Source organism: Pseudomonas sp. SC11 (genome assembly GCF_047039205.1).
Lineage (GTDB): Bacteria > Pseudomonadota > Gammaproteobacteria > Pseudomonadales > Pseudomonadaceae > Aquipseudomonas > Aquipseudomonas boreofloridensis.
Genome location: NZ_CP178183.1, coordinates 657,269 through 681,955 on the forward strand (window position 1 = coordinate 657,269; position 24,687 = coordinate 681,955).

Below are 24,687 nucleotides of genomic sequence, written 5' to 3' on the forward strand. Positions count from 1 at the left end.
CAAGGTGCTGATCCAGTACGCCCTGTTCTGATTGACCCGTATCTATCACGAAAAATTTACCTATTCCAAGGCGGAGATCCTGCTCGCAGAAATCTATCGGCTTGGCGAGATTTTTGGTGACTTCCTCACCTCGGAGCAACGCGCTATTGCTGACAAGATAATGGCTCCCCTAGACTCTCCTGTAAGCCTCAAGCACAGGCTAGGCACCTGCGTACAGCTCGCATTGTTGATGGGCTGAGTGGAGGATAAGGCAGGGTATCTTAGCCAACGATTTGACACTCGGATCGAGCAAGCTTGGAAAGTTTAGTGTTTCTACCTCATTTCTAATACGTCCCGCCAAAACCCTAAAAATAGTCATCTCGTTTCATCTTTTGAATAATTAGCGTGTCCATTTCCGATTTGGATAACACTTTACATGAAGTAGTAATGAAGCCATAACCGTCTTGTGCGGGGATGGCAACAACGGCAAGATTTTCTTCAATCAATGCTACTTGAGCTTCTGATGCCATTCCGCGAAGGCCGCAGTCCTTCGGTTTCATATGGAAAGAGGAAAACACAATCAGTTTTTCCAAGCCTAATTTGTACTGGCTAGTGATCTCACCCCACAAAGTGCTTAAGGTTATTAGTGTGACAAACGCACCAATGTTAACCGCTATTTTTATTTGAATGGAGTGCCTTGAGACTGCGCTCGAATTATAGTCATTTCGGTTGATAGGTATGCCAGTGCTAGGGTCTAATGCAGGGATAACGCTTTGATATGTTGCCATGTCCCAAAGATAATTTGCCAGAACGACTATGCATAGTAGGAGGGTGGCAATGTACGTCCAAATCGATATCAATATGGCTGTAGAAACTGCCTTCTGGGCAAGAGAAAGCTTTGAAGGGTCGACGCGAGTAGCGTTTAATATAAAAGAGTCACTGTAGGCGCTGGAAATTATCAGCAGGAAAAATGTCGAGGTGGCCGAAATTATTGTAAGCCACCAGCTGTTTCTTTTAAACTTTTCTACTAAACTATAATGCTTTATGGAAAGAATTGTTGAGCTTACGCATGTGATGGCTATCAAAGAAAAGCGGAGCTTCGGGAGTGGTGTGCCCCCCGTGAAAGTCCACACGTAAGACAGCCCATAGAGGAGAAACGATAAGGCGGCTACGGCTGCCCACCACTCCTGCGCCCGCCACCAACGAAAATTGTAATTAATTTTCCAGGGAAAATGTTTGGATCTGGTTTTGATGAAGATCGGGCGGCCATAATATTTTGCTGCCAGGCAGTACATAACGGCGAAAACTATGTAAGCGGATACGTACGGAAGCACGCGACTAGACTCCAAAGGGGGGAAGGTTCTGAGCGGAAGAGCTATTTTATAGCTGATTTTCAGCCGTGACCCACGCTCTAGTCAATTCTCAAGGTGCTTTTAAGGGCGGGCGGAACATAAAAGGAGGGTGGATGCAGTCTCGATTTGTAATTCCTAAACTTTCGGATGGATGTTATTTGGGAGGTATGGCTGCATTAAATCTTCCATCGCCTGAGGGGACAGGGGATTGGCATCTTGAACAAACTTTCTTTCGGCCTAGGGATAGGCTATCGCGATCATTTATATCTGGAAAAGGTTGCTGCACGGATACGACTGGGATTTTTGGGCTGGAAGAAATATACGACTGCACGGATATTTTAAATTCTGTGGGGATTCTTTACGAGGCCGCCCCCGTGTATGCGGCAACCCATAGTAGAGCTATAGTCGATATGGTGCTTGACGCTGTAATGAGATGTGAGAGTCCAAATTTTGTAGTTTTAGACGACTGGATGCCTTTTGAATCAAGCAAAAAGAAAGTATCAAGCCTACTGGAGAGGGCGCACAAACATTTGAAATCAGATGAGCTTCAGGCTCTCTTTCTTTGGGAGGCTAAGCAAGTGTCATCGTAGACTGATTGAGAAGGAAGGTACTGGCGCGTATCTTCCACCAGGAAAATGATGCGTCGTCAAAATTAACCCTACTTCAGGGCCTTTCTGGGGTACGTAGTACCGCCGAGTTGGATCAGTATAGGGTTCACTAGGGCTCACACGGGTCGATGATGAGTTCCCTGTCATAGCTACGCAGTTTCGTCGGTCGGGTCGTAAGCGCTTGCGTACCGGGCCAAGCCGAGGCCTGAGTTCCGCAGCTCAGGGCTCAGATCACACAGTGGCGCGGTTTCACACCACTAGGATGCTTCGAAGGTCATCGGGGGTATCCCTTTCGAAGGGCGGGTAGTCTGTAGTGTCGGCTGTAGGTGAGGTACGAGGGCTCAGCACGAACCGACGTAAAGGTCACCTTTACGAGGTTTGTGTCTCATGAGAGGCAGGCGAGCAATCGGTCTGCTGGGCAAGACGTTTCTTTACGTTTTTGGGGAGTCGAAGCGTAGGCCTTGTGGCAGGCTCATGGTAGTGAGGGCTTTCGAGGTGTTCGGCTTGGGATCTAGCGTTGGCTTATGTGAACTACCGTTCTGAGAAACCGTCCTCGACGCGGTAAACACCCAAAGCGAAGCCAGAAACCTGGCTTCGCTTTTTTTCTGCCCGCCGATATCCATTCCACTGAATGTGACGACTGATCGTTGGGCCGCTTAGCTTTTTCTTAATGATCGCGTTGGAACACGCGCGTTTTGCCTGGACTCAGACCTTGAACTCACCGTCATTCAAGGACCCTCCCATGGCCACCGCTGCTGATTTCATGGTCAACACCCTCAAACAAGCCGGCGTCAAACGTGTTTACGGGGTTGTCGGCGATTCATTGAACGGGTTCACCGACTCCATGCGCCGCCTGGGTGGACTGGACTGGATTCACATGCGCAACGAAGAAGCCGGTGCCTTCGCCGCCGGCGGCGAGGCCCATCTCACTGGCGAGCTGGCGGTGTGCGCCGGGAGCTGTGGACCGGGCAACCTGCACCTGATCAATGGCCTGTTCGATTGCCATCGCAGCGGTGTGCCGGTGCTGGCGATCGCCGCGCACATCCCCAGCAGCGAGATCGGCATCGACTACTTCCAGGCCACTCATCCCGAATCGCTGTTCAAAGAGTGCAGTCACTACGTCGAACTGGTGTCGCGGCCCGAGCAGTTGCCGCAGATTCTCGAGCGCGCCATGCGTGTGGCGGTCAGCCGGCGCGGGGTGGCGGTGGTGGTGATTCCCGGCGACGTGGCACTGGCCCCGCTCGATGCCAAGGTCGGCCGGTGGTTGACGCCTACACCGCCGGTGGTGGTGCCTGAACCTGGCAAACTCGATGAGCTGGCGCAGTTCCTGAGCGCCGGCAAACGCATCACGCTGCTGTGCGGGGCAGGCTGCGCCGGCGCCCACGCTGAAGTGGTCGCCCTGGCCAAGCAGTTGAAGGCACCCATCGTGCATGCGCTGCGGGGCAAGGAGCACCTGGAGTATGACAATCCCTACGACGTCGGCATGACGGGGCTCATCGGCTTCGCGTCGGGTTTCAATGCCATGAAGGATTGCGACACGCTGCTGATGCTGGGTAGCAACTTCCCTTACCGGCAATTCTTCCCCGAGAAAGCACGTATTGCCCAAATCGATTTGAAGCCCGAGGCGCTGGGCAATCGCTGCGCGCTGGAGATTGGCCTGATCGGCGACATCAAGCACACGCTCGAGCAACTGCTGCCCCGTCTGTCGGAGCGCACCGATACCGCTCACCTGGACAAGGCCTTGGCCGACTATCGCGACGCCCGTAAGAGCCTTGATGGGCTTGCCGAAAGCAGCCCCAACAGCGCGATCATCCATCCGCAATACCTCAATCGACTGGTCAGTGAGTTGGCTGACGAGGACGCCATCTTCACCTGTGATGTCGGTACGCCCACCGCCTGGGCGGCGCGTTACCTGAAGATGAATGGTCAGCGCCGGCTGATTGGCTCGTTCAACCATGGCTCGATGGCCAATGCCATGCTGCAGGCCATCGGCGCCCAGGCGAGCTGTCCGGGGCGGCAAGTGGTGTCGATGTCGGGTGATGGAGGTTTCAGCATGATGATGGGCGATTTCCTCACCCTGAGTCAGGCCAATCTGCCGGTCAAGGTGATCGTGCTGAACAACGGCACCTTGGGCTTCGTGGAAATGGAGATGAAAGCCAGCGGCCTGTTGGATACTGGCTGCGAGCTCAAGAACCCCAACTTCGCCACGTTCGCTGAAAGCATGGGCATCAAGGGCATTCGAGTGGAGCAACCGCAGGAACTCGAAGCGGCGCTGCGCGAGGCCTTCGCCCACGATGGGCCGGTGTTGGTCGATGTGGTGAGTGAGCGACAGGAATTGATCATGCCGCCGGAAATCACCGCCGAGAACGTCAAAGGCTTCGGCCTGTTCATGCTGCGTGCGGTCATGGATGGTCGGGCCAAGGAGTTGGTGAATCTGGCGAAGAACAATTTGCTGCGTTGAGGGTGGGCTTTTGGCGGACTGGCCGGCCACTCACAGCCTGTTGCCCTTGAGCGGGATGCGGGGGCCAGCCCGTTGGTCAGGTCCTACTACAGATTCCTACGGCTTTTACTGATCCATGTCACCGCACTTTCAGTGTTATCGGCTAGTCTTAGCGTTGGCGACCTCTGTATGTCGCCGCCGTGATTTCCGAGAGGCGCCGGCCATGACCGTGCGTCCAAACCTGATCAGGAGTGCACGATGGATCTCAACCGTCGGCAATTCTTCAAGGTCGCCGCTGTCGGCCTTGGAGGCTCTAGCCTCGCGGCGTTGGGCATGGCCCCGACGCCCGCGTTCGCCGAGCAGGTGCGCCACTTCAAGCTGACGCACACCAAAGAAACCCGCAACACCTGTCCCTACTGTTCGGTCGGCTGCGGCCTGATCCTGTACAGCCAGGGCGATGCGGGCAAGAACGTCAAACAGAACATCATCCACATCGAAGGCGATGCCGATCACCCGGTCAACCGCGGCACCCTGTGCCCCAAAGGTGCCGGCCTGCTCGATTTCATCCACAGCCCGAGCCGCCTGCAGTACCCCGAAGTGCGCAAACCCGGCAGCAATGAGTGGGTGCGGGTCAGCTGGGACGAGGCGCTGGATCGCGTCGCCGCGCTGATGAAGCAGGACCGCGATGCCAACTTCATCGAGAAGAACGCCCAAGGGCAGACGGTCAACCGCTGGTTGACCACCGGCTTCCTCGCGGCGTCGGCAGCGTCCAGCGAAGCAGGCTACCTGACCCATAAGGTCATCCGTTCTCTCGGCATGCTGGGGTTCGATAACCAGGCGCGTGTCTGACACGGCCCGACGGTGGCAAGTCTTGCCCCGACGTACGGCCGTGGCGCGATGACCAATCACTGGTCCGATATCGCCAACGCAAACCTGGTGCTGGTCATGGGCGGCAACGCAGCCGAGGCCCATCCCTGCGGATTCAAATGGGTCACCGAGGCCAAGGCGCACAACAAGGCGCGCTTGATCGTGGTCGATCCGCGCTTCACCCGCACCGCTTCGGTGGCGGACTACTACGCGCCGATTCGTACCGGCAGCGACATCGCCTTCATGGGCGGCCTGATCAACTACCTGCTGAGCACTGATCAGATCCAGCACGAATACGTGCGCAACTACACCGACGTGTCGTTCATCGTCAAAGAAGGCTATGGCTTCGAAGACGGCCTGTTCAGTGGCTACGACGCGGCCAAGCGGATCTATGCCGACAAGTCTGGTTGGGGTTACGAGCTGGGCGAGGACGGCTACGCCAAGGTCGACCCGACGCTGCAGCATCCACGCTGCGTGTTCCAGTTGATGAAGCAGCACTACAGCCGCTACACGCCGGAAATCGCCAGCATGACTTGCGGCATGCCCCTCGATCAGATGATGAAGGTGTGGAAAGAGATCGCCACGTGCTCGGCGCCGGGCAAGACCATGACGATCCTCTATGCCCTGGGCTGGACCCAGCATTCGATCGGCGCGCAGATCATTCGCAGCGCGGCCATGGTCCAGTTGCTGCTGGGCAACGTCGGCATGCCTGGCGGTGGCGTCAACGCCCTGCGCGGACACTCCAACATCCAGGGACTGACCGACCTCGGGCTGCTGTCGAACTCGCTGCCGGGCTACCTGACCTTGGCAGGTGACGCCGAGCAGGATTACGCCGCCTACATCGACAAGCGCGCCTCCAAGCCGCTGCGTCCGGGGCAGTTGTCGTACTGGCAGAACTACGGCAAGTTCCACGTCAGCCTGATGAAGGCCTGGTATGGCGACAACGCCACCGCCGAGAACAACTGGGGCTACGATTGGCTGCCCAAGCTCGACGTGGCCGCCTACGACGTGCTGCGCATGTTCGAGATGATGAGCCAGGGCAAGGTCAACGGCTATATGTGCCAGGGCTTCAACCCCATCGCCGCGCTGCCGGATAAAAACCGCGTCACCGCCGCGCTGGGCAAGCTCAAGTGGCTGGTCATCATGGACCCGCTGGCCACCGAAACGTCCGAGTTCTGGCGCAATGTCGGCCCGTACAACGATGTCGACACATCCAGCATCCAGACCGAAGTGATTCGCCTGCCCACCACGTGCTTCGCCGAGGAAGACGGCTCGCTGGTCAACAGCAGCCGCTGGCTGCAGTGGCACTGGAAGGGCGCCGATGGTCCGGGCGAGACCCGCACCGACGTGCAGATCATGAGTGAGCTGTTCCTGCGCCTGCGTCAGCGCTACAAGACCGAAGGCGGCAGCTACGCAGACCCGCTGCTCAACATCAGTTGGCCGTACAAGATCCCCGACGAACCCTCGCCGGAAGAGTTGGCCAAGGAGATGAACGGTTACGCCGTCACCGACATGACCGACGCCACCGGCCTGACGGTCAAGGCTGGCCAGCAGTTGTCCGGGTTCGGTCAGCTCAAGGACGATGGCAGCACGGCGTCCGGCTGCTGGATCTTCGCCGGCTGCTGGACCGAGCAGGGCAACCAGATGGCCCGGCGCGACAACAGCGACCCGTACGGCATGCACCAGGCGCAGAACTGGGCCTGGGCCTGGCCGGCCAACCGCCGCATTCTCTACAACCGCGCTTCGAGCGACCCGCAAGGCAAGCCGTGGGATGCGCAGAAGAAGCGTTTGGTGTGGTGGAACGGCAAGTCCTGGGGCGGCACCGATGTGCCGGACTTCAAGGTCGATTCGCCGCCGGAAGCGGGGATGAATCCGTTCATCATGAATCCCGAGGGCGTGGCGCGCTTCTTCGCCATCGACAAGATGGCCGAAGGGCCGTTCCCCGAGCACTACGAGCCGTTCGAAACGCCGATCGGGATCAACCCGCTGCACCCGAATAACAAGAAGGTCATCAGCAATCCGGCCGGACGGATCTTCGATTCGGTGTGGGAAACCCTCGGCACACGTGATGAGTTCCCTTACGCGGCGACCACCTACCGGCTGACCGAGCACTTCCACTTCTGGAGCAAGCACGCTCGTCTCAACGCCATCATCCAGCCCGAGCAGTTCGTGGAAATTGGCGAGGTGCTGGCAGGCGAGAAGGGCATCAAGGCCGGTGATCGGGTGCGGGTGTCGTGCAAGCGCGGGCACATCGAGGCGGTGGCGGTGGTGACCAAGCGGATCCGTCCGCTGCAGGTCAACAACCAGACCGTGCACCAGATCGGCATCCCGCTGCACTGGGGCTTCACCGGTTCGACCCGGCACGGCTACCTGACCAACACCCTGGTGCCGTTCCTCGGTGATGGCAATACCCAGACGCCGGAGTCCAAGTCGTTCCTCGTCAACGTGGAGAAAATCTGATGGCCCAGCAAGATATCATCGCCCGCTCGGCCACCACGACCGTTCCGTCCTCGGTCCGTCAGCAAGAGCAAGTCGCCAAGCTGATCGACACCACCAAGTGCATCGGCTGCAAGGCCTGCCAGGTGGCGTGCTCGGAATGGAACGAACTGCGTGACGAGGTCGGCCACAACCACGGCACCTACGACAACCCGCAGGACCTGACCGCCGACACCTGGACCCTGATGCGCTTCACCGAGCACGAGCGCGACGATGGCAACCTGGAGTGGCTGATCCGCAAGGACGGCTGCATGCACTGCGCCGAGCCCGGCTGCCTGAAGGCCTGCCCGAGCCCGGGTGCGATCATCAAGCATGCCAACGGCATCGTCGACTTCAACCAGGACCACTGCATCGGTTGCGGCTACTGCATCACCGGCTGCCCGTTCAACATTCCGCGGATCTCGCAGAAAGACCACAAGGCCTACAAGTGCAGCCTGTGTTCCGACCGCGTGGCCGTGGGGCTGGAGCCGGCGTGTGTGAAGACCTGCCCGACCGGGGCGATCGTCTTCGGCAGCAAGGACGAGATGAAGGTGCATGCCGACGAACGCATCGTCGACCTCAAATCGCGCGGCTACGAGAACGCCGGCCTGTACGACCCGGATGGGGTGGGCGGCACCCATGTGATGTATGTGCTGCACCATGCCGACACGCCGAGGCTGTACGCCGGGTTGCCGGATCAGCCGGTGATCAGCCCGCTGGTGGGGCTGTGGAAGGGCATCAGCAAGCCGCTGTCGCTGCTGGCGATGGGCGCGGCGGTGCTGGCCGGCTTCTTCCACTATGTGCGCGTCGGTCCACAGAGGGTGGAAGAGGACGAGCGCCCTGAGCCTGCCGATACGGGCGTGCATCAGGTGGACCCGGCAGTGCATGTCTATGATCCGGGCAAGCCCGGCGGGGAAGGGGAGCAGCGGCCATGAACGACAACAAGCCTATCCTGCGCTACAACGCCAACGAGCGGACCAACCACTGGATCGTCGCGATCCTGTTCTTCATGGCCGGGCTGTCCGGGCTGGCGCTGTTTCATCCGGCGTTGTTCTGGCTGAGCAACTTGTTCGGCGGTGGGCCGTGGACGCGGATCCTGCATCCGTTTCTCGGCGTGGCGATGTTCGTGTTCTTCCTCGGCCTGGTGGTGCGCTTCTGGCGCGCCAACTTCATCACCGCCAACGACCGTTTGTGGCTGCGCCGCGTCGACCGGGTGATGCGCAACCAAGAAGAAGGCGTGCCGCCAATTGGCAAGTACAACGCCGGGCAGAAGCTGCTGTTCTGGACCTTGCTGGCGTGCATGCTGATCCTGCTGGTCAGCGGTGTGGTGATCTGGCGCGCCTACTTCAGCGCGTTCTTCGGTATCGGCGCGATCCGCCTGGCCACCTTGATGCATGCCCTGGCGGCGTTCGTGCTGGTGCTGAGCATCATCGTGCACATCTATGCCGGCATCTGGATCAAGGGCTCGATCGGCGCCATGCTGCATGGTTGGGTCAGCCGCGCCTGGGCACGCAAGCATCATGAACTGTGGTACCGCGATGTGACCGGCGACAAGACGCCACATAATCACGGTGGAAAGAAAGGATGAGCGCGTGAGCACGATTCTCGAACCTGGGCAGATCGAAGCGTCGGCGGTGATGCCGCCGTTTCTGCACCTGCCCGCCGACAACCTGTTCGAACTGCGGGCGTTGCGCCTCGAGCATTTGGCGCAGGGCCATGCACTGGGCGAGTACCTGCGGCTGATCGCCCGGCTGTGCCGGGTGCAGCAACAGTTGCTGGATGATCCGCCTTCCGACGTGCCGGTGGCCGAGGCACGTCAGCGGTTGTGCATCAGCCATGGTCTGCCGCCGCTGGCGGCCGACAGTCTGGTGCGCGAGGGCCCCTGGCTGATCTGGCTGCAGGCGCTGCTCGACCGCTTCGATGCGCCTGCGCCGGGTGCGCTGGCCGATGCGTTGCAGACCTTGCGCGACAGCGATGACGTGCAGCGCAAAGGCTGGGGCATCGCCTTGCTCGGTGGCCAATACGATGCGCTGCCGGCGGCCTTGGTGCCGTTCATCGGGGCGGCATTGCAGGCGGCCTGGGCCAGTTGGCGACGGGCCTTGCCCAGTGATGAGCTCAAGCCGGGCGGCAGTCTGGCGCAGTGCCCCTGCTGCGGCTCGCCGGCCATGGCCGGGTTGGTGCGCAACCGCGGCAAGCACAATGGGCTGCGCTACCTGGCCTGTTCGCTGTGCGCCTGCGAGTGGCATGTGGTGCGGGTCAAGTGCGTGTACTGCGAGTCGAGCAAGGACTTGCGCTACACCAGCCTGGAGGATGACCGCCACGGGCCGGGCAAGGCGCCGTTGCGGGCCGAATGCTGTCCGGGCTGCAATACCTACCTCAAGCACTGCTATCTGGAAAACGACGCGGTCGCCGAGGCTTTGGCCGACGATCTGGCCAGTCTGGGGCTGGACATGCGTCTGAACGAGGAGGGCTTCCAGCGGATGGCGCCCAACCTGATGCTGGCGCCAGGGGGCGGGTAACGGGCTACACTGCTGGATCTCGTCGTGCTCGTTGCGCGTGAGCCCGCTCCTGCCAGGAGCGGGTTCATTGGCGATGAGCGCGAATCAGACACTGGATCAGTCAAGGTCGTACCCGCATGTCGTCAAGCAATGCCACCCCCGCTCCACGTCTGCCATCCATCGACACCCTGCTGCGTCACCCCACCTGCGCCCCTCTGCTCGAGCGCCATGGCCGCGATGCCACCCTGGCCACGCTGCGCCAGTTGCTCGACGACCTGCGCGAGCCGGCTCGCCTGGGTCAACTGAGTGCCGTGGAACTGGCCGCCGAGGTGCTGCTCGGGCGCGCCGGTGAGCGCCTGACGCTTCAGCAGCGCAGCCAGGTGCGGCGCGTGTTCAACCTGACCGGCACGGTGCTGCACACCAACCTGGGGCGTGCGTTGTTGCCCGAAGCGGCCGTCGAAGCCATGCAGACCGCTGCGCGCTATCCCCTGAACCTGGAGTTCGACCTGGCCACCGGCAAGCGCGGTGACCGCGACGACTTGATCGAGGGACTGATCCGCGAGTTGACCGGTGCCGAGGCGGTCACGGTGGTCAACAATAACGCCGCCGCCGTGCTGCTGGCGCTCAACAGCCTGGGCGCACGCCGCGAGGGGATCATCTCCCGGGGCGAACTGATCGAGATCGGCGGTGCGTTCCGCATTCCCGATATCATGGCCCGGGCCGGCGTGCGACTGCATGAGATCGGCACCACCAACCGTACCCACGCCCGCGACTACGAGGCGGCGATCAATCCGCGCACCGGGCTGCTGATGCGTGTGCATTGCAGCAACTACAGTATCCAGGGCTTCACCACCCAGGTGCCGACCACCGAACTGGCACGCATCGCCCATGCCCATCAACTGCCGTTGCTCGAAGACCTGGGCAGCGGCAGCCTGCTCGACCTCACCCGCTGGGGCATGCCGGCCGAACCGACGGTGCGCCAGGCCCTGCTCGACGGTGCCGATATCGTCACCTTCAGCGGCGACAAGCTGCTCGGCGGCCCGCAGGCGGGCATCATCGTCGGCCGTAAGGAACTGATCGCGCGGATCAAGAAGAACCCGCTCAAGCGCGCCCTGCGCGTCGACAAGATTACCCTGGCGGCGCTGGAGGCGGTGCTGGCGTTGTACCGCGACCCGGACCGGCTGGCCGAGCGTCTGCCGAGCCTGCGTCTACTGACGCGCCCACACGCTGACATCGCCGCCCAGGCCGAGCGCCTGGCGCCGGAACTGGCCGCGCGCCTGGGCGAGCCTTGGACAGTCAGCGTCGAGCCGACCCTGGGCATGATCGGCAGCGGCAGCCAGCCGGTGGCGCGGCTGCCCAGTGCAGCCCTGTGCCTGCGCGCGCACGTGTCGAAGAAACTGCGTGGACGTAGCTTGCGAGTGCTGGAGCAGGCACTGCGTGACCTGCCGGTGCCGGTGCTCGGGCGTATCGACGACGACGCCCTGTGGCTCGACCTGCGGCAGTTGGACGATGAGGCGCAGTGGCTGGCGCAACTGCCGGCGCTGCACCTGGGGCCTGTGCAGTGATCGTCGGCACCGCCGGGCACATCGACCACGGCAAGACCGCGTTGCTCGAAGCGCTCACCGGGCAGGTAGGCGACCGCCGTCAGGAAGAGCGTGCCCGGGGCATGACCATCGACCTGGGTTACCGCTACGCGGCCCTGGCCGACGGCGAGCCCTTGACCGGCTTCATCGATGTGCCGGGGCACGAGCGGTTCATTCACAACATGCTGGCCGGGGCCCAGGGTATCGACCTGGTGCTGCTGGTGATCGCAGCGGACGACGGGGTGATGCCGCAGACCCGTGAACACCTGGCGATCATTGAGCTGTTGGGCATTCCCCAGGCGCTGGTGGCGATCAGCAAGTGCGACCGGGTGGAACCGGCGCGCGTGGCCGAGGTGCAGCAGCAGGTCGAGGCGTTGCTGGCGCCAGGCCCTTATGCCGGGGCGTTGCAGTTTCCGCTGTCGAGCGTGACCGGGGCCGGTGTCGAGGCCCTGCGCCAGGCGCTACTGGCGGCCGCGTCCCAGGTTCGCAGACGCTCCACTCAGGGCGGTTTTCGCCTGGCCATCGACCGCGCCTTCGCCGTGTCCGGTGCGGGTGTGGTGGTCACCGGCACGGCGCTGGCCGGCCGGGTGAGCACGGGTGACACGCTGCTGTTGGGCAAGCTCGGCAAGCCAGTGCGCGTGCGCGGTTTGCATGCGCAGAACCAGGCGGCGCTGGTGGCCGAAGCCGGGCAGCGGGTGGCGCTGAACATCAGTGCCGAGCGCTTGGCTGTGGAGCAGGTACACCGCGGCGACTGGCTGGTGCCAGCGTGGTTGCACGCGCCCAGTTCGCGCATCGATATCGAGCTGACGCTGCTGGCGAGCGAGCCCCGCGCCTTCGAACACTTCAGCGCGGTGCACGTGCATCTCGGGACGCAAGATGTCACCGCGCGTGTGGCGCTGCTGGAGGGCCAGACCCTGGTCGCCGGGCAGCGCATGTTCGCCCAGTTACTGCTTAATGCGCCGCTGCAGGCCGTGCATGGCGACCGCCTGGTGCTGCGTGACCAGCGCGCTCAGCGCACCCTGGGCGGCGGCCGGGTGCTCGACCCGTTCGCGCCCAGTCGCCACCGTCGCAGCGACGCACGGCTGCGGCAATTGCAGGTGCTGCGCGAGGCTACCGACCTGGAGCAGGCACTGCCGGCCCTGCTCGCCAGCGCGCCGGCCGGGCTTGATCCGCAGCGTCTGGAGCGCCAGTTCAATCGGCTGCGCGACAGTTGGCAATTGCCCGAGAGCGTCGAGGTGATCGCCACGCGCCAAGGCAGTGTGCTGTTCGACCGCCAACAGTGGCAGGCGCTGCGCGACGACGTCCTGGCACAGTTGGCCCGTTTTCATGCTCAGGAACCGGACCAGCTCGGCCCTGACCGCGACCGTCTGCGCCGCTTCTGCGCGCTGGCGCTGGAGCGGCCGACCTTCGTCAGTCTGGTGGACGAATTGCTCAGCGACGGTTTCATCGCCAGCAGTGGTCCGTGGCTGCATCTGCCGGATCACAAGGTGCAGTTGAGCGAGGCCGACACCGCCTTGTGGGCGCGCTTGCAGCCGCACCTGCTCGAAGCCGCGTTCGATCCGCCGTGGGTCAGGACCTTGGCCGCTGCCGAGCAGGTGGAGGAGGCCCAGGTTCGATTGCTGATGCGCAAGCTGGCGCGCCTGGGTGTGCTGCACCAGGTGGTGCGCGATCTGTTTTATCCGCAGCAGACGCTTCAGCGCATGGTCGAGTTCCTGTTGAGCCAGGCCGAGGGCTCACCGGTAGTGCAGGTGGCGGCGTTTCGCGATATGTTGTGCATCGGTCGCAAGCGCAGTGTGCAAATACTGGAGTACTTCGACCGTGTTGGCCTGACCCGCAGGGTAGGCGATCAACGCTACATCCGCGCGGACAGCGCCCTGGCCCGGCATCAGCCCAGGTCCTGAATTCAAGGAAGGCAATCGCGCCCGGTGGCGCGGCCGGGCTTCAAACCCGGTTGGGGACGGCATCCGTTCCCGGGCAGGTTCGACTCCCGCTGCCTTCCGCCATTTTCCCGATACACGCACCGGCAGCCCGCCCCGCTCCCAGCAGCCAACAGTCTTTTCACCTATCACCGATCAGTGGTCTTGCTCAACTTTTGGGGGCTGCACGCTCTCGCGGCCTTGCGTCGCGATTGGAGCGCGCAGCGGTCCCCGGTTTTCAGCTTCGCCGCTGCCATTGCCGGGACCGCTTTGCGGTCCAATCGCGACACAAGGCCGCTCCCACAAAAGCTGCGCTGGACTCTGGAAATCATGCGCTTCAGATGAACATCAAATGCATGATCACCCGGTTTCGCATGCCGTGCCCAGGAAGTGAGGCGAGCGCAATCTCGGTGGGAGCGGCCTTGTGTCGCGATCGGGCGCGCAGCGGCCGCCTACCGGACGGTGCCAGACGCCCTGACACACCGCAGCGCCCCATCGCGACACCAGGCGGCGCCTCCTACCGACGATTAAGCCCGCTCTCCACACAGATCCAGCGCGAACCAGCGTTCGGCCGTCTTGACGTCCAGCCCCGCGCCTAGCAGGGCGAACAGCTTGCCCAGCGCCGCTTCGCGGGTCATGCCGCCGCCGCTGACCAGGCCGGTGTCGCGCAGGCGGCTGCCAGCGGCATAGGTGTCGAACACCACCGCGCCTTCCGGGCATTGACTGATGGCGACGATCATCACGCCGCGTTGACGTGCCTGGTGCAAGGCATCGAGCAGTGCCTGGTCGTCCGACGGCCCGGTGCCGCTGCCATAACATTCCAGCAGCAGGCCCTGCACGCCGGCTTCGACCAGCCCCTGCACATAGTCGGCGCACAACCCCGGGAACACTGGCAGCACCGCCAGCTTCACCGGCTGACGGACCTGACCGTAGCCCAGTTCGGCCGGCACGTGCTGTGCGCGCTCGCTGTCGCGATGGCGCGGCAGCACGGCGAAGGCGTCGAAGGCTTCGCTGCGCAGCTTGGAGGCGCGACAGCCCTGCAGCAGTTGGCCGTGGAAGTACAGTTGCACGCCGTTGGCCAGGCCGCGCTCGAAGTGTCGCAGCGCGCCCACCAGGTTGTCCCAGGCGTCGCTGTCCGGGGTGCCGGCTGGCAACATGGAACCGGTCAGCAGCACCGGCACCGGCAGGCCGAGCAGCAGGAACGACAGGGTCGCGGCGCTGTAGGCCAGGGTATCGGTGCCGTGCAGCACCAGCACGCCGTCATGGCCATCGCGTTCGACCGCCTCGACGATCGCGTCGCGCATCGCCAGCCAGTTGGCCTGCTGCATGTTGGCGCTATCGATCAGCGGATTGAGTTCGCGCAGGGTCCATTGCAGGTCCGGAGCGTCGCTGCGTTGGGCCAGGTGTTCGCGCATGCGCGCGTCGAAGCCGCCGGCCGGTGCCAGACCTTCGGGGGTCTGCAGCATGCCGATGGTGCCGCCGGTATAGAGCACGAGAAGGTTCTTGACTGCGTCCATGGAAGCATTCCGAAGCGAATCGAGAAAGGAGTCAGCCGCCCGCGAACGGGGCGGCTGGAGAGGGCGGATCAGCGCTGGTGCTGAAGCTCGCCGGCAGCCTTGTCGGCAGCGGCTTCAACAGCCGGGTTGGCCGGCCAGGCAGCGCGGTCCAGGTCCAGGTCGGTGAACTTCGACGAATCGAACACCGGCTGCTTGATGCCAGCCTTGCGCTGGGCATCGTAGTCGCGCATCACGCGCAGGCCGACCTTGAACAGCAGGGCCAGGGCCACCAGGTTGACGAACGCCAGGCAGGTCATGGTGATGTCGGCGAAGGCGAACACGGTCGACAGGTCTTGCATCGAACCCCAGACCACCAGGGCCAGTACCAGGCCACGGAAGACCATCAGCACGGCACGGTTGCGGCTCATGAACTGCAGGCTGTTCTCGCCCAGGTAGTAGTTGTAGAGGATGCAGGTGAAGACGAACAGCGACAGGGCGACGCTGACGAAGATACGGCCCCAGTCACCGACCACGGCGGCCAGCGAGTTCTGGGTCAGGACGATACCGTCGCCTTCGAAGCCCGGGGTGTAGAAGCCCGACAGCAGGATCAGCAGCGCGGTGCAGGTGCAGATCACGAAGGTGTCGAGGAACACGCTGAAGGCCTGGACCACGCCCTGGGCGCCCGGGTGTTTGACGGCTGCGACGGCGGCCACGTTCGGCGCACTGCCCAGACCGGCTTCGTTGGCGAACACGCCACGCTTCACGCCCATGACGATGGCGCTGCCGAGCAGGCCGCCGAAGGCAGGGTCGAGGCCGAAGGCGCTTTTGAAGATGGTTTCCAGCATGGCTGGCACGTGTTCGATCTGGGTGCCGATCACATACAGCGTGACGCCGATGTAGGCCAGGGTCTTGATCGGTACCAGCAGGTCGGACACCGCCGCGATACGCTTGATGCCACCGATGAAGGTGATGGCCAGCAGCACTGCCAGCACGATGCCCGTCTGGCGCGGATCGAAGTTGAAGGCGTTCTGCAGCGAGTGGGTCACGGTGTACGACTGCAGGCCGATGAAGGCGAAGCCGTAGGTCACCAGCAGCAGCACCGAGAACACGATGGCCATGCTCTTGAGCTTCAGGCCATGCTGGATGTAGTAGGCCGGGCCACCGCGGTACAAGCCGTCACCGTCGGCGCGCTTGTACACCTGGGCCAGGGTACATTCGAAGAAGCTGCTGGACATGCCCACCAGTGCGGTGACCCACATCCAGAACACCGCGCCTGGGCCGCCCAGGGTCACGGCGATACCGACACCAGCGATGTTGCCCGCGCCGACACGACCGGCCAGGCTCAGCATCAGCGCCTGGAACGAGCTCAGCTGGCCAGCCTGGCCACGCAGCGATTCCCTGAACACGCCGAACATGTGGGCGAAATGACGGAACTGGACGAACCGGGATCGAATGGTGAAGTAGCTACCGAGCCCGACGATCAGGACGATGAGCAGTTTTCCTGACAGGAAATCGTTAAGTGCTTCGAGCATTGGAAAATGACCTCGATTCTTATTTTTTATGTGGAGTGACCAGCGGCGGCAGGGGCGCACGCTATCGTTGCCGCGCATGGTTGGCCATGACACCTGTGGTTACAATTTCGCGGGTTGCTCTGTTTTGCTGCGACATGCTGCTAGAATTGCAGCACTCGCATCATCTGGAAGTGCCCCCATGGCCGATTTTCTAGCCGCCAATCTCAAGCTCGCCTGCAGTCACTACCGCTCTATTTCAGAGGTTTGCCGTCAGCTCGCCATTCATCGCGCGCAATTCAACAAATACCTGAGTGGCCAGAGCGAGCCGACGAAATACAACCTCAAGCGCATCGGCGACTTCTTCGGTGTGGAGGACTACGAACTCAAGCTCCCTCCCGAGCAGTTCGCCCGCCTGATCGGTGCGCGCAATGCCTCGGCCACCTCCGGGCCGCAAAACGATCCGATCAGCGAACTGTTCAAGCCGCTGCATGCCCAGGCCGGCAATCTGTCGCGCTACTGCGGCTACTACTTCGAATATTCCAACTGCATGTCGGTGCCAGGTTCGATCCTGGTGTCGCTGGTGCATCTCTGGGAGGAGCGTGGCAGTTTTCTGTTCGAGCGTCAGGAACGCCAAGAGCGCAGCAGCGCCGGACTGCAACAGGCCGAAGTGCGCTGTCGCTACCTGGGCGCGGCGTTTCAGTTGCAGGACCGGCTGTTTCTCATCGACTACGAGTCGCTGACCCTCAACGAAATGAGCCAGACCGTGCTCATCCCCAGCTTCAAGAGCCGCATCACCCGCCTGAACGGCCTGAAGACCGGCGTGTCCAGCGGCGACCGGCGCAACCCGGCCTGCACGCGTGTGGTGTGGGAATTCCTCGGCGAGGAAATCAACCGCATCAATGCCTATCGCCAGGTCAAGCTGTATCGACCGGACGATCCGCGCATCGACGACGACATTCGCGAGCGGCTCAGCGCCGGGACGGTCAGCAATGGGCTGTTCGAGATCGAATAGCGGCGCGTCTGTGCGTGAGTCGATCAACCGTCTTCAAGGATGAATTCCGCCACGGTCTCGGCCACCTGATCGGCGACCTGCGGGGCGTCGCGCAGGTGCGCAGCGATGCCGTGATCGCAGTCGGTCAACAGCAGGCATTGCACATGCGGCGCGGGCACCGAGCGCAGCAGGGCGTGAGTCACTTCCTCCGGGATCGGGCTGTAGCGTGGAACGCCGCGCAGCAGGCGAGTGCCGGCCGAGGTGCCGGGACCTTGGCCATGGGTCTTGGAATTGAGGCCGTCGTATTCGCCGATCACCAGCAACACCCGTCCCGAAAACTGGCGCAGGAACGCGTAGCTGTCGCAATCGAGGAAGGCCCAAGGCGTGCGGATCGCGGCGCTGAAGGCCGGGCCGAAGGGCGCGCTGTGGGCGGCGTCGGGGTATACCGCCGGGCAGATCAGTACCAGCTTGTCGATCTGCGGCCGTTGCGCGGCCAGCTTCAGTGCGATCGACGCGCCCAGGCTGTGGCCGACCAGCGTCGTACAGCCCTCGCCCAGATGCGCCATGAAACGCTGCGCTTCTATCAGGTTGACTGCCAGCGACGGCGCAGAGGCACCGGGCTCGCTGGCCTGGCTGTGGCCGGAGAGGTTGCCGGTCAGTGAGCCGATGCCCTGGCGTTGCAGGCGATAGAGCAGTGGATTGAGCCGAGTGAAGTCCGACCGCGCGCCGCCGACCACGAACACGGCGGGTGCGCGCTCCACTTCCGGCAGCAACAGGCGGGCTTGTTGGTGGTAGCCGTCGAAGGTTTCGTCGATGAAGCCTTCCCGGCCGGGAGCGGGCTCGTCGTACTGCCAGCGGCTGCGGTGCTCGGTGCGGGTGACGAAGTCCATGGCGCTCCTGCTGCGACTCGAATGATCGTCCGGCAGTATCGGTCAGTTTCGAGTGGCGCAGAAGCGCTGCCCGCATAATCCTGCGGGCTGCCCGAAGCGCCAGGCTTCCGGGTTGGACTTCCCCGGGCGGAAACCGCAAAATGCCTCCTTTCTAATCGATCTGAGCGGACCTGCTGACTCTATGCGTATGCGCCTGATGCTGTTGGGTGGTGGCAATGCCCTCGGGCAAGCGCTGATTCGTCTCGGGGCCGAGGAAGACATCGCGTTCCTGGCGCCGCGCCCGCCGGAAAATGGCTGGGACGCGGCCAGTCTGACCCAACTGCTCGACGATCACCGCCCCGATACCCTGGTCAACCTGGCCTACTATTTCGACTGGTTCCAGGCCGAGTCGGTCAGCGAGCCGCGCCTGGCGTCCCAGGAGCGGGCGATCGAGCGCCTGGCCGAACTCTGCCAGCACCACGAAATCACCTTGCTGCAGCCGTCCAGCTACCGGGTGTTCGACGGTTCGCGGGCCACCTCCTACAGCGAAAAGGACGAGCCCGTGCCGCTGGGTACGCGCGGCCAAGCGCTGTGGCGCATTGAGCAGAGCGTACGTGCGGCCTGTCCGCAGCATGTGCTGCTGCGTTTCGGCTGGTTGCTGGACGAAAGTCCCGACGGCATTCTCGGGCGCTTCCTCACGCGTGCCGAGCAGCCTCATGAACTGCTGCTGGCCGATGACCGTCGCGGCAACCCGACGCCGGTGGACGATGCCGCGCGGGTGATCCTCTCGGTGCTCAAGCAACTCGACTGCGCGGCGCCGCTGTGGGGTACCTACCACTACGCTGGCAATGAGGCGACCACGCCGTTGGCGCTGGGCCAGGCGATCCTGACCGAGGCCGCGCAGTGGCACACGCACGCCATCCAGTCGCCGACCGCCCAGGCCCACGCAGCCCGCCCGGATGCCAGCGAGGAGCCGCAGCACGCGGTGCTGGCCTGCAAGAAAATCCTTCATACCTTCGGCATCAAGCCGCGTGCCTGGCGCGCGGGTTTGCCGCCTCTGCTGGAGCGTTTCTATCGCCATGGCTGACGCACCCATCCTCATCACCGGCGGCGCGGGCTTCATCGGTTCGCACCTGTGCGACGCGTTGCTGGACAAGGGCCATGCGGTGCGTGTGCTGGATGATTTGTCCACCGGCAAGCGCAGCAACCTGCGCCTCGATCATCCACGCCTGCAATTGATAGAGGGCGATGTGGCCGATGCCGCACTGGTCACCCGCGCAGTTGCCGGGTGCGCAGCGGTGGTGCATTTGGCGGCGGTGGCCTCGGTGCAGGCCTCGGTGGACGATCCGGTCAAGACTCACCAGAGCAACTTCATCGGCACGCTCAACGTCTGCGAAGCCATGCGCTTGAATGGCGTGCGCCGAGTACTGTTCGCCTCCAGTGCGGCGGTCTATGGCAACAATGGTGAAGGCCTGTCGATCGCCGAGGACACGCCCAAAGCGCCGTTGACGCCCTATGCCGTGGACAAGCTGGCCGGCGAGCAGTACCTGGATTTCTATCGCCGCCAGCACGGGCTGGAGCCGGTGGTGTTCCGCTTCTTCAATATCTTCGGGCCGCGCCAGGATCCTTCCTCGCCGTACTCCGGCGTGATCAGCATCTTCTGCGAACGTGCCAGCCAGGGTCTGCCTATCACCGTGTTCGGCGATGGCGAGCAGACGCGCGACTTCCTGTATGTGGGTGACCTGGTGCAGGTGATGGTGCAGGCGCTGGAGCAGGAACAGGTACAGGAAGGGGCAGTGAACATCGGCTTGAATCAGGCCACCTCGCTGAACCAACTGCTCGCAGCCCTAGCGCAGGTGGTCGGTGGGTTGCCGAGCGTTAGCCATGGCCCCGCGCGGTCCGGCGATATTCGCCACTCCCGGGCTGATAATCAGCGTCTGCTGGCGCGGTTCGACTTCCCCGAGCCGACATCCATGGTCCAAGGGCTGGCGCGGTTGTTGGGCAAACACTGAAAAGGGCCGCGAAGCGGCCCCAATCTGTGAATCTGTTCCAGCCCGTCTCGGGTTTTAGAACTTGTAGCCGACGCCGACCATGTACACCCAAGGATCCACTTCGACATTGACCTTGGTCTTGCCCACGCCCAGGGCGCTCGGGCCGTCGATGCTGGCTTTGGTGTTGATGTCCACGTACCACACTGCAGCGTTGAGCAGCAGGTTTTCGGTCAGCATGTAGTCCATGCCCAGTTGCCCGGCCAGGCCGACGGAGTTCTGCAGCTTCATGTTGCTGAAGCCTTGCTGCTTGCGCGAGCTGCTCAATTCTTCATCGAAGAACAGCGTGTAGTTCACGCCGATACCGGCATAGGGCTGGAACTTGGACGACGCTTCCATCGGGTAATACTGCAGCGACAGGGTCGGTGGCAGTTGCTTGATGTCTGCCAGCTTGCCATCCAGGCCGCCGCCCAGGCCTTTGACGCCCACGGTGTGCTTGAAGGGGGTAGCCGCCAGCAGCTCGATGCCGATGTGGTCGGTGAGCATGTAGGCGAAGGCCAGGCCCAACTGGGTGTCGCTGTCCAGCGTGGCCTTGGTGCCGGAGACCTTGGCACCGTCGAGCTTGAGGTTGCCGCTGTCTTCGTTGGGCGCGGTGGTGATGGCGCCGGAACGCAGGATGAAGTCACCGGCCTGGTGGGCGTGGGCAACGGGGGCTGCGAGCGCCAGCGCAACGAGCGAGGCACCGAGCAAGTTCTTGTTCATGGAAGCTCCCAGAGGACGTGAGGAAATCGAGTGGTCCAATGGTAAGTAGCTACCTAAACGGATTGTTTGATTCAGCTCAACGAAGCACGTCGCTCAGGGGCAGCTGACGCTCATTTGAGTTCGTAAGCGTAGATTTTTTCGGCGTCCAACTGATAACCGGCGTCGGCCAGTTCGCTGCTGGTGTTCTTCACCTGCATGCGCCCTTCGATCCAGTACGGCTGGTAGAGGTCCTCGATGCGTACGCCCATCTCGCTGAACACGTGCACGATCTGGTTGGACGGCGGTGGCGGGACGTGGATGCAGGCGCCGTAGTAAGGCACCAGCAGGAACTCGGTGGTGCGGCCTTCTTCGCTGACTTCCAGCGGCACGATGTAGCCGGGCAGCTTGATCTGCTGGCCGTCGAGCGCCTTGACCACCGGCGCATCGGGCGCCTGTTGCCGCGCTGCCGGGGCGGACTCGGCCGCCAGGGCGTCGCCCAGGGAGTTGCCCATCTGCGACAGGTCGTGCAGCGGTGTGAGCTGTGGCGGGATGACCGGCGCGCCCTCGGGAATCAGCGCTGGCCAGTCCAGCTCGCGCGGCTCGTCCGCCCAGGCCGGGATGACCAGCACCAGCAGCAACAGCAGGAGAATCTGCAGCGCCTTCTTCGCGGGTAAGGCGGCACGGCGAATCGTGGCGCCTACAGGCATCGACATGACCACTCCTCAGAGATGAATCGACAAGCCATCGGCCAATGACTGGCGATAGGCCCGCCAGGCCGGCACGCTGCCCATCACCAGCGCCGCACCGAGGATGATCGCCAGCAGCGTCCATTCATGTGCGCTGGGCCAGGCTAACGGCAGGTAGAGACCATAATTGGCCTGGACCGCGTCCTGCGCCAGGGCGATGCCGCCATAGAGCAAGCCCAGCCCGACGACGATGCCGCTCAGCGCCAGTGCCAGCGCCTCGAGCACCAGCAGCCCGGCGATATGCCAGGGGCGCGCGCCCACCGAGCGCAGAATGGCCATCTCGCGGCGGCGCTCGTTGAGGCTGGTGAGGATCGCGGTGAGCATGCCGATCAGGCCGGTCAGCACCACAAACAGCGAGACCACGAACAGCGCCTGTTCGGCGATGCTCATCATGCCCCACAGCTCTTGCAATGCCACGCCTGGCAGAATCGCCAGCAACGGTTCGCCCCGGAATTCGTTGATTTCGCGCTGCACGCTGAAGGTGGCGATCTTGTTGTTCAGGCCGAGCATGAAGGCGGTGATGGCGGTGGGTTGCAGGTCCATGGTGCGCGCTTGCTCGGCGCTGATGCGTCCGGCGCCGCGTGCCGGCACGCCGTTGTGCCAGTCGACGTGGATGGCCTCCATGCCGGCCAGGCTGATGTGCAGGGTGCGGTCCACCGGTGTGCCGGTGCGTTGCAGGATGCCGACCACGGTGAACGGCTTGTCGTCGTGCTTGACCAGGCTGATGGTGGCGATGCCGTGGGCCAGCACCAGGCTGTCACCGAGCTTGTAGTGAAGGGCGTCGGCCACCTCGGCGCCCAGCACCACCTCGAACGGATCGCTGGCGAACTGACGGCCCTGGCTCAGTTGCAGGTGCTGCTGGCGACCGTACTGGTAGTGGCTGAAGTAGTCGGCGTTGGTGCCCATTACCCGATAGCCACGGTGCGAGTCGCCCAAGGAGATGGGAATCGCCCACTTGACCCGAGGATCCTTGGCGTAGTGCTCGAAGCTGTCCCAGCGGATGTTGTTGGTGGCGTTGCCGATGCGGAACACCGAGTACAGCAGCAGGTTCACCGAGCCCGAGCGGGCGCCGACGATCAGGTCGGTGCCGCTGATGGTGCTGGCGAAGCTGGCGCGCGCCTCGGTGCGCACGCGTTCCACGGCCAGCAGCAGGCACACCGACAGGGCGATGGCGAACGCGGTGAGCAGGGCGGTGAAGCGCCGATTGGCCAGGCTGGCCAGGGCTAGACGGAGCAGGTACATCAGGCCTCCCGAGGCGTGGCCGCACGGTTGAGTTCGGCCAGCGACAGGTCGCGGTCGAACAAGGGCGCCAGGCTCTGGTCATGGCTGACGAACAGCAAACTCGAACCGGCGCTGCGGCATTCATCAAACAGCAGGCGGATGAAGGCTTCGCGGGTATCGGCGTCGAGGGCGGAGGTCGGCTCGTCAGCGATCACCAGTTCCGGTTGGCCGATCAGCGCGCGCGCCGCCGCGACCCGCTGCTGCTGGCCGATCGACAAGGTGTCGGCGCGACGTGAGAGCAAGGCCGAATCCTTGAGCCCCAGGTGCGCCAACAGCGTGGCCGCCGCCTGCGACACACTGCCGTGACGCTGTGTGGCACGTTCGGTGCGGCTGCGCGAGAAGCGGCAGGGCAGCTCGACGTTTTCCTGCACCGACAGAAACGGCAGCAGGTTGAACTGCTGGAAGATGTAGCCGGTGTGGTCGACCCGGAACGCGTCCCGAGCCGCCTGACCGAGCGTGGCCAGGTCCTGCCCGAGCAGGCGCACCTGACCCTGGGCAGGCAGGTTGACCCCGCCCAGCAGGCCGAGCAGGGTGGTCTTGCCGCTGCCGCTGGGGCCTTTGAGGAACAGCGCCTCGCCAGCCTCCAGGCGGAACTGGGGAATGTTAAGCAAGGGCGGCTGCCCTGGCCAGGCGAACACCAGGTCATGCAACTCGATCAGCGGCTGGTCCATTCAGAAGGAAACCACGGCGTTGCCTGGCGTGCTCTCGATACCCTTCTGCCCGTTCGGACCGACCAATTGCACGTTGATCTTCTGAGTCTGCGGATAGGCCTTGTACAGCGGCGACAGGTCGATCTGGGTGAGCTTGGCCGGGGTGGCGCAGGTGAGCTGGTAGTGGGCGTGGATCTCGCTGTGCTGATGCTCATGGGCGTGATCGTGATCGTCGTCGTCCTCATCATCGTCATGCTTGGCGGCGGGATCGCTGCCGAACAGCGGGCTTTCCAGTTCCTGCTGGTCCTCCTTGCAGCCTGCCGAACTGGCCAGGCCGAACAACTTGAGCGGTTGTTCGAGCTGCTTGCGCACGGCTTCGACCTTGGCTTTGTCGGCATCGCTGCCGGGCATGTGCTCGAAGCCCACCAAATTCATGGCCGGGCTTTCCAGGGCCAGTTCCAGGGTGTTGCCGTCCAGGCCGACGTTCAGGCGGGCCACGCCATGCTCATGGGCGGGCAGGGTACCGTGCTCGTGGTCGTGGTCATCATGGGCCTGGGCAACGGCCAGGGGCAGCAGGGCAAAGGGCAAGGCGAGGAGCAGGCGGCGCATGGACGACCTCGGGAGCTGGGGGACATGTTTGGTAATGTTATAACGGATTTTGTCGCCGATGCCAGAGGCTTGGCGCAGGTTTCATGT

21 protein-coding genes and 1 tRNA gene are annotated in these 24,687 nt (G+C 63.0%); 13 read left to right on the plus strand and 9 right to left on the minus strand.

From position 1 onward, the window contains the following. Positions 1-31 precede the first annotated feature (31 nt). Positions 32-238, plus strand: a complete 207-nt coding sequence (locus ACK2SD_RS03035) for a hypothetical protein (protein ID WP_058764366.1) — start codon at positions 32-34, stop codon at positions 236-238. Positions 239-344: 106 nt separating this feature from the next. Here ACK2SD_RS03035 and ACK2SD_RS03040 read toward each other — a convergent pair whose 3' ends face one another. After that, entirely contained in the window at positions 345-1,313 is a 969-nt protein-coding gene (locus tag ACK2SD_RS03040) for a hypothetical protein (protein WP_153005849.1), read from the minus strand. A 131-nt stretch (positions 1,314-1,444) separates the two neighbouring features. On the opposite strand from ACK2SD_RS03040, the gene ACK2SD_RS03045 reads away from it, so the two are divergent. The 9 genes from ACK2SD_RS03045 to ACK2SD_RS03085 all read left to right on the plus strand — a co-directional run bounded on the left by ACK2SD_RS03045 (position 1,445) and on the right by ACK2SD_RS03085 (position 13,805). Next, complete coding sequence (locus ACK2SD_RS03045; protein WP_081323635.1) at positions 1,445-1,921, plus strand: hypothetical protein; 477 nt, start codon at positions 1,445-1,447, stop codon at positions 1,919-1,921. 760 nt (positions 1,922-2,681) lie between these two features. Continuing rightward, positions 2,682-4,400 carry a ubiquinone-dependent pyruvate dehydrogenase gene (gene poxB, locus ACK2SD_RS03050; protein WP_412461306.1) on the plus strand — a complete coding sequence of 573 codons (1,719 nt, stop codon included), beginning with the start codon at positions 2,682-2,684 and terminating at the stop codon, positions 4,398-4,400. Between the two features lie 237 nt (positions 4,401-4,637). After that, positions 4,638-7,706, plus strand: coding sequence for a formate dehydrogenase-N subunit alpha (fdnG, locus tag ACK2SD_RS03055; protein WP_412461307.1), 3,069 nt, complete (start codon positions 4,638-4,640; stop codon positions 7,704-7,706). After that, positions 7,706-8,656, plus strand: coding sequence for a formate dehydrogenase subunit beta (fdxH, locus tag ACK2SD_RS03060; RefSeq protein ID WP_039580784.1), 951 nt, complete (start codon positions 7,706-7,708; stop codon positions 8,654-8,656). The genes fdnG and fdxH overlap by 1 nt, the downstream gene beginning before the upstream one ends. Further along, complete coding sequence (locus tag ACK2SD_RS03065) at positions 8,653-9,309, plus strand: formate dehydrogenase subunit gamma (RefSeq protein WP_029614560.1); 657 nt, start codon at positions 8,653-8,655, stop codon at positions 9,307-9,309. Before fdxH ends, ACK2SD_RS03065 begins: the two co-directional genes overlap by 4 nt. Before the next feature lie 4 nt (positions 9,310-9,313). After that, positions 9,314-10,240: a formate dehydrogenase accessory protein FdhE gene (fdhE, locus tag ACK2SD_RS03070; RefSeq protein WP_116889472.1), complete on the plus strand. Its 927-nt coding sequence runs from the start codon at positions 9,314-9,316 to the stop codon at positions 10,238-10,240. Between the two features lie 116 nt (positions 10,241-10,356). Continuing rightward, the gene (gene selA, locus ACK2SD_RS03075; RefSeq protein ID WP_412461308.1) at positions 10,357-11,784 is read left to right on the plus strand and encodes an L-seryl-tRNA(Sec) selenium transferase; all 1,428 of its coding nucleotides are present in this window, start codon (positions 10,357-10,359) and stop codon (positions 11,782-11,784) included. Further along, positions 11,781-13,703: a selenocysteine-specific translation elongation factor gene (selB, locus tag ACK2SD_RS03080; protein ID WP_412462261.1), complete on the plus strand. Its 1,923-nt coding sequence runs from the start codon at positions 11,781-11,783 to the stop codon at positions 13,701-13,703. The genes selA and selB overlap by 4 nt, the downstream gene beginning before the upstream one ends. 6 nt (positions 13,704-13,709) lie before the next feature. Beyond that, positions 13,710-13,805: transfer RNA gene (locus tag ACK2SD_RS03085), tRNA-Sec, on the plus strand. Between the two features lie 440 nt (positions 13,806-14,245). On the opposite strand, the gene ACK2SD_RS03090 is transcribed toward ACK2SD_RS03085, so the two are convergent. Together ACK2SD_RS03090 and ACK2SD_RS03095 are read right to left on the minus strand one after the other, a co-directional pair. Then, positions 14,246-15,235, minus strand: coding sequence for an asparaginase (locus tag ACK2SD_RS03090; RefSeq protein WP_412461309.1), 990 nt, complete (start codon positions 15,233-15,235; stop codon positions 14,246-14,248). Between the two features lie 68 nt (positions 15,236-15,303). Then, entirely contained in the window at positions 15,304-16,746 is a 1,443-nt protein-coding gene (locus tag ACK2SD_RS03095) for an alanine/glycine:cation symporter family protein (protein WP_342650361.1), read from the minus strand. A 178-nt stretch (positions 16,747-16,924) separates the two neighbouring features. Between ACK2SD_RS03095 and ACK2SD_RS03100 the strand changes: the two genes are divergently transcribed. Next, the gene (locus ACK2SD_RS03100) at positions 16,925-17,737 is read left to right on the plus strand and encodes a helix-turn-helix domain-containing protein (protein WP_295488742.1); all 813 of its coding nucleotides are present in this window, start codon (positions 16,925-16,927) and stop codon (positions 17,735-17,737) included. A gap of 23 nt (positions 17,738-17,760) precedes the next feature. Here ACK2SD_RS03100 and ACK2SD_RS03105 read toward each other — a convergent pair whose 3' ends face one another. Next, a complete protein-coding gene (locus ACK2SD_RS03105) occupies positions 17,761-18,606 on the minus strand; it encodes an alpha/beta hydrolase (protein WP_412461310.1) in 846 nt (281 codons plus the stop codon). A 181-nt stretch (positions 18,607-18,787) separates the two neighbouring features. Here ACK2SD_RS03105 and ACK2SD_RS03110 point away from each other — a divergent pair, with 181 nt between their 5' ends. Together ACK2SD_RS03110 and ACK2SD_RS03115 are read left to right on the plus strand one after the other, a co-directional pair. After that, on the plus strand, positions 18,788-19,672 hold the full coding sequence (locus tag ACK2SD_RS03110; protein WP_080754769.1) for a sugar nucleotide-binding protein: 885 nt from the start codon (positions 18,788-18,790) through the stop codon (positions 19,670-19,672). Continuing rightward, complete coding sequence (locus tag ACK2SD_RS03115) at positions 19,665-20,597, plus strand: NAD-dependent epimerase/dehydratase family protein (protein WP_412461311.1); 933 nt, start codon at positions 19,665-19,667, stop codon at positions 20,595-20,597. The genes ACK2SD_RS03110 and ACK2SD_RS03115 overlap by 8 nt, the downstream gene beginning before the upstream one ends. Before the next feature lie 54 nt (positions 20,598-20,651). Here ACK2SD_RS03115 and ACK2SD_RS03120 read toward each other — a convergent pair whose 3' ends face one another. The 5 genes from ACK2SD_RS03120 to ACK2SD_RS03140 all read right to left on the minus strand — a co-directional run bounded on the left by ACK2SD_RS03120 (position 20,652) and on the right by ACK2SD_RS03140 (position 24,600). Next, the gene (locus ACK2SD_RS03120; protein WP_412461312.1) at positions 20,652-21,335 is read right to left on the minus strand and encodes an OmpW/AlkL family protein; all 684 of its coding nucleotides are present in this window, start codon (positions 21,333-21,335) and stop codon (positions 20,652-20,654) included. Positions 21,336-21,445: 110 nt separating this feature from the next. Further along, positions 21,446-21,970 (minus strand): DUF3299 domain-containing protein, encoded by a 525-nt coding sequence (locus tag ACK2SD_RS03125; protein WP_039583289.1) that lies wholly within the window; start codon positions 21,968-21,970, stop codon positions 21,446-21,448. A gap of 66 nt (positions 21,971-22,036) precedes the next feature. Continuing rightward, complete coding sequence (locus ACK2SD_RS03130) at positions 22,037-23,302, minus strand: ABC transporter permease (protein WP_029614554.1); 1,266 nt, start codon at positions 23,300-23,302, stop codon at positions 22,037-22,039. Further along, positions 23,302-24,012, minus strand: coding sequence for an ATP-binding cassette domain-containing protein (locus ACK2SD_RS03135; RefSeq protein WP_039580760.1), 711 nt, complete (start codon positions 24,010-24,012; stop codon positions 23,302-23,304). Before ACK2SD_RS03135 ends, ACK2SD_RS03130 begins: the two co-directional genes overlap by 1 nt. After that, entirely contained in the window at positions 24,013-24,600 is a 588-nt protein-coding gene (locus ACK2SD_RS03140; protein WP_412461313.1) for a DUF2796 domain-containing protein, read from the minus strand. It abuts the gene before it with no gap. Positions 24,601-24,687 lie beyond the last annotated feature (87 nt).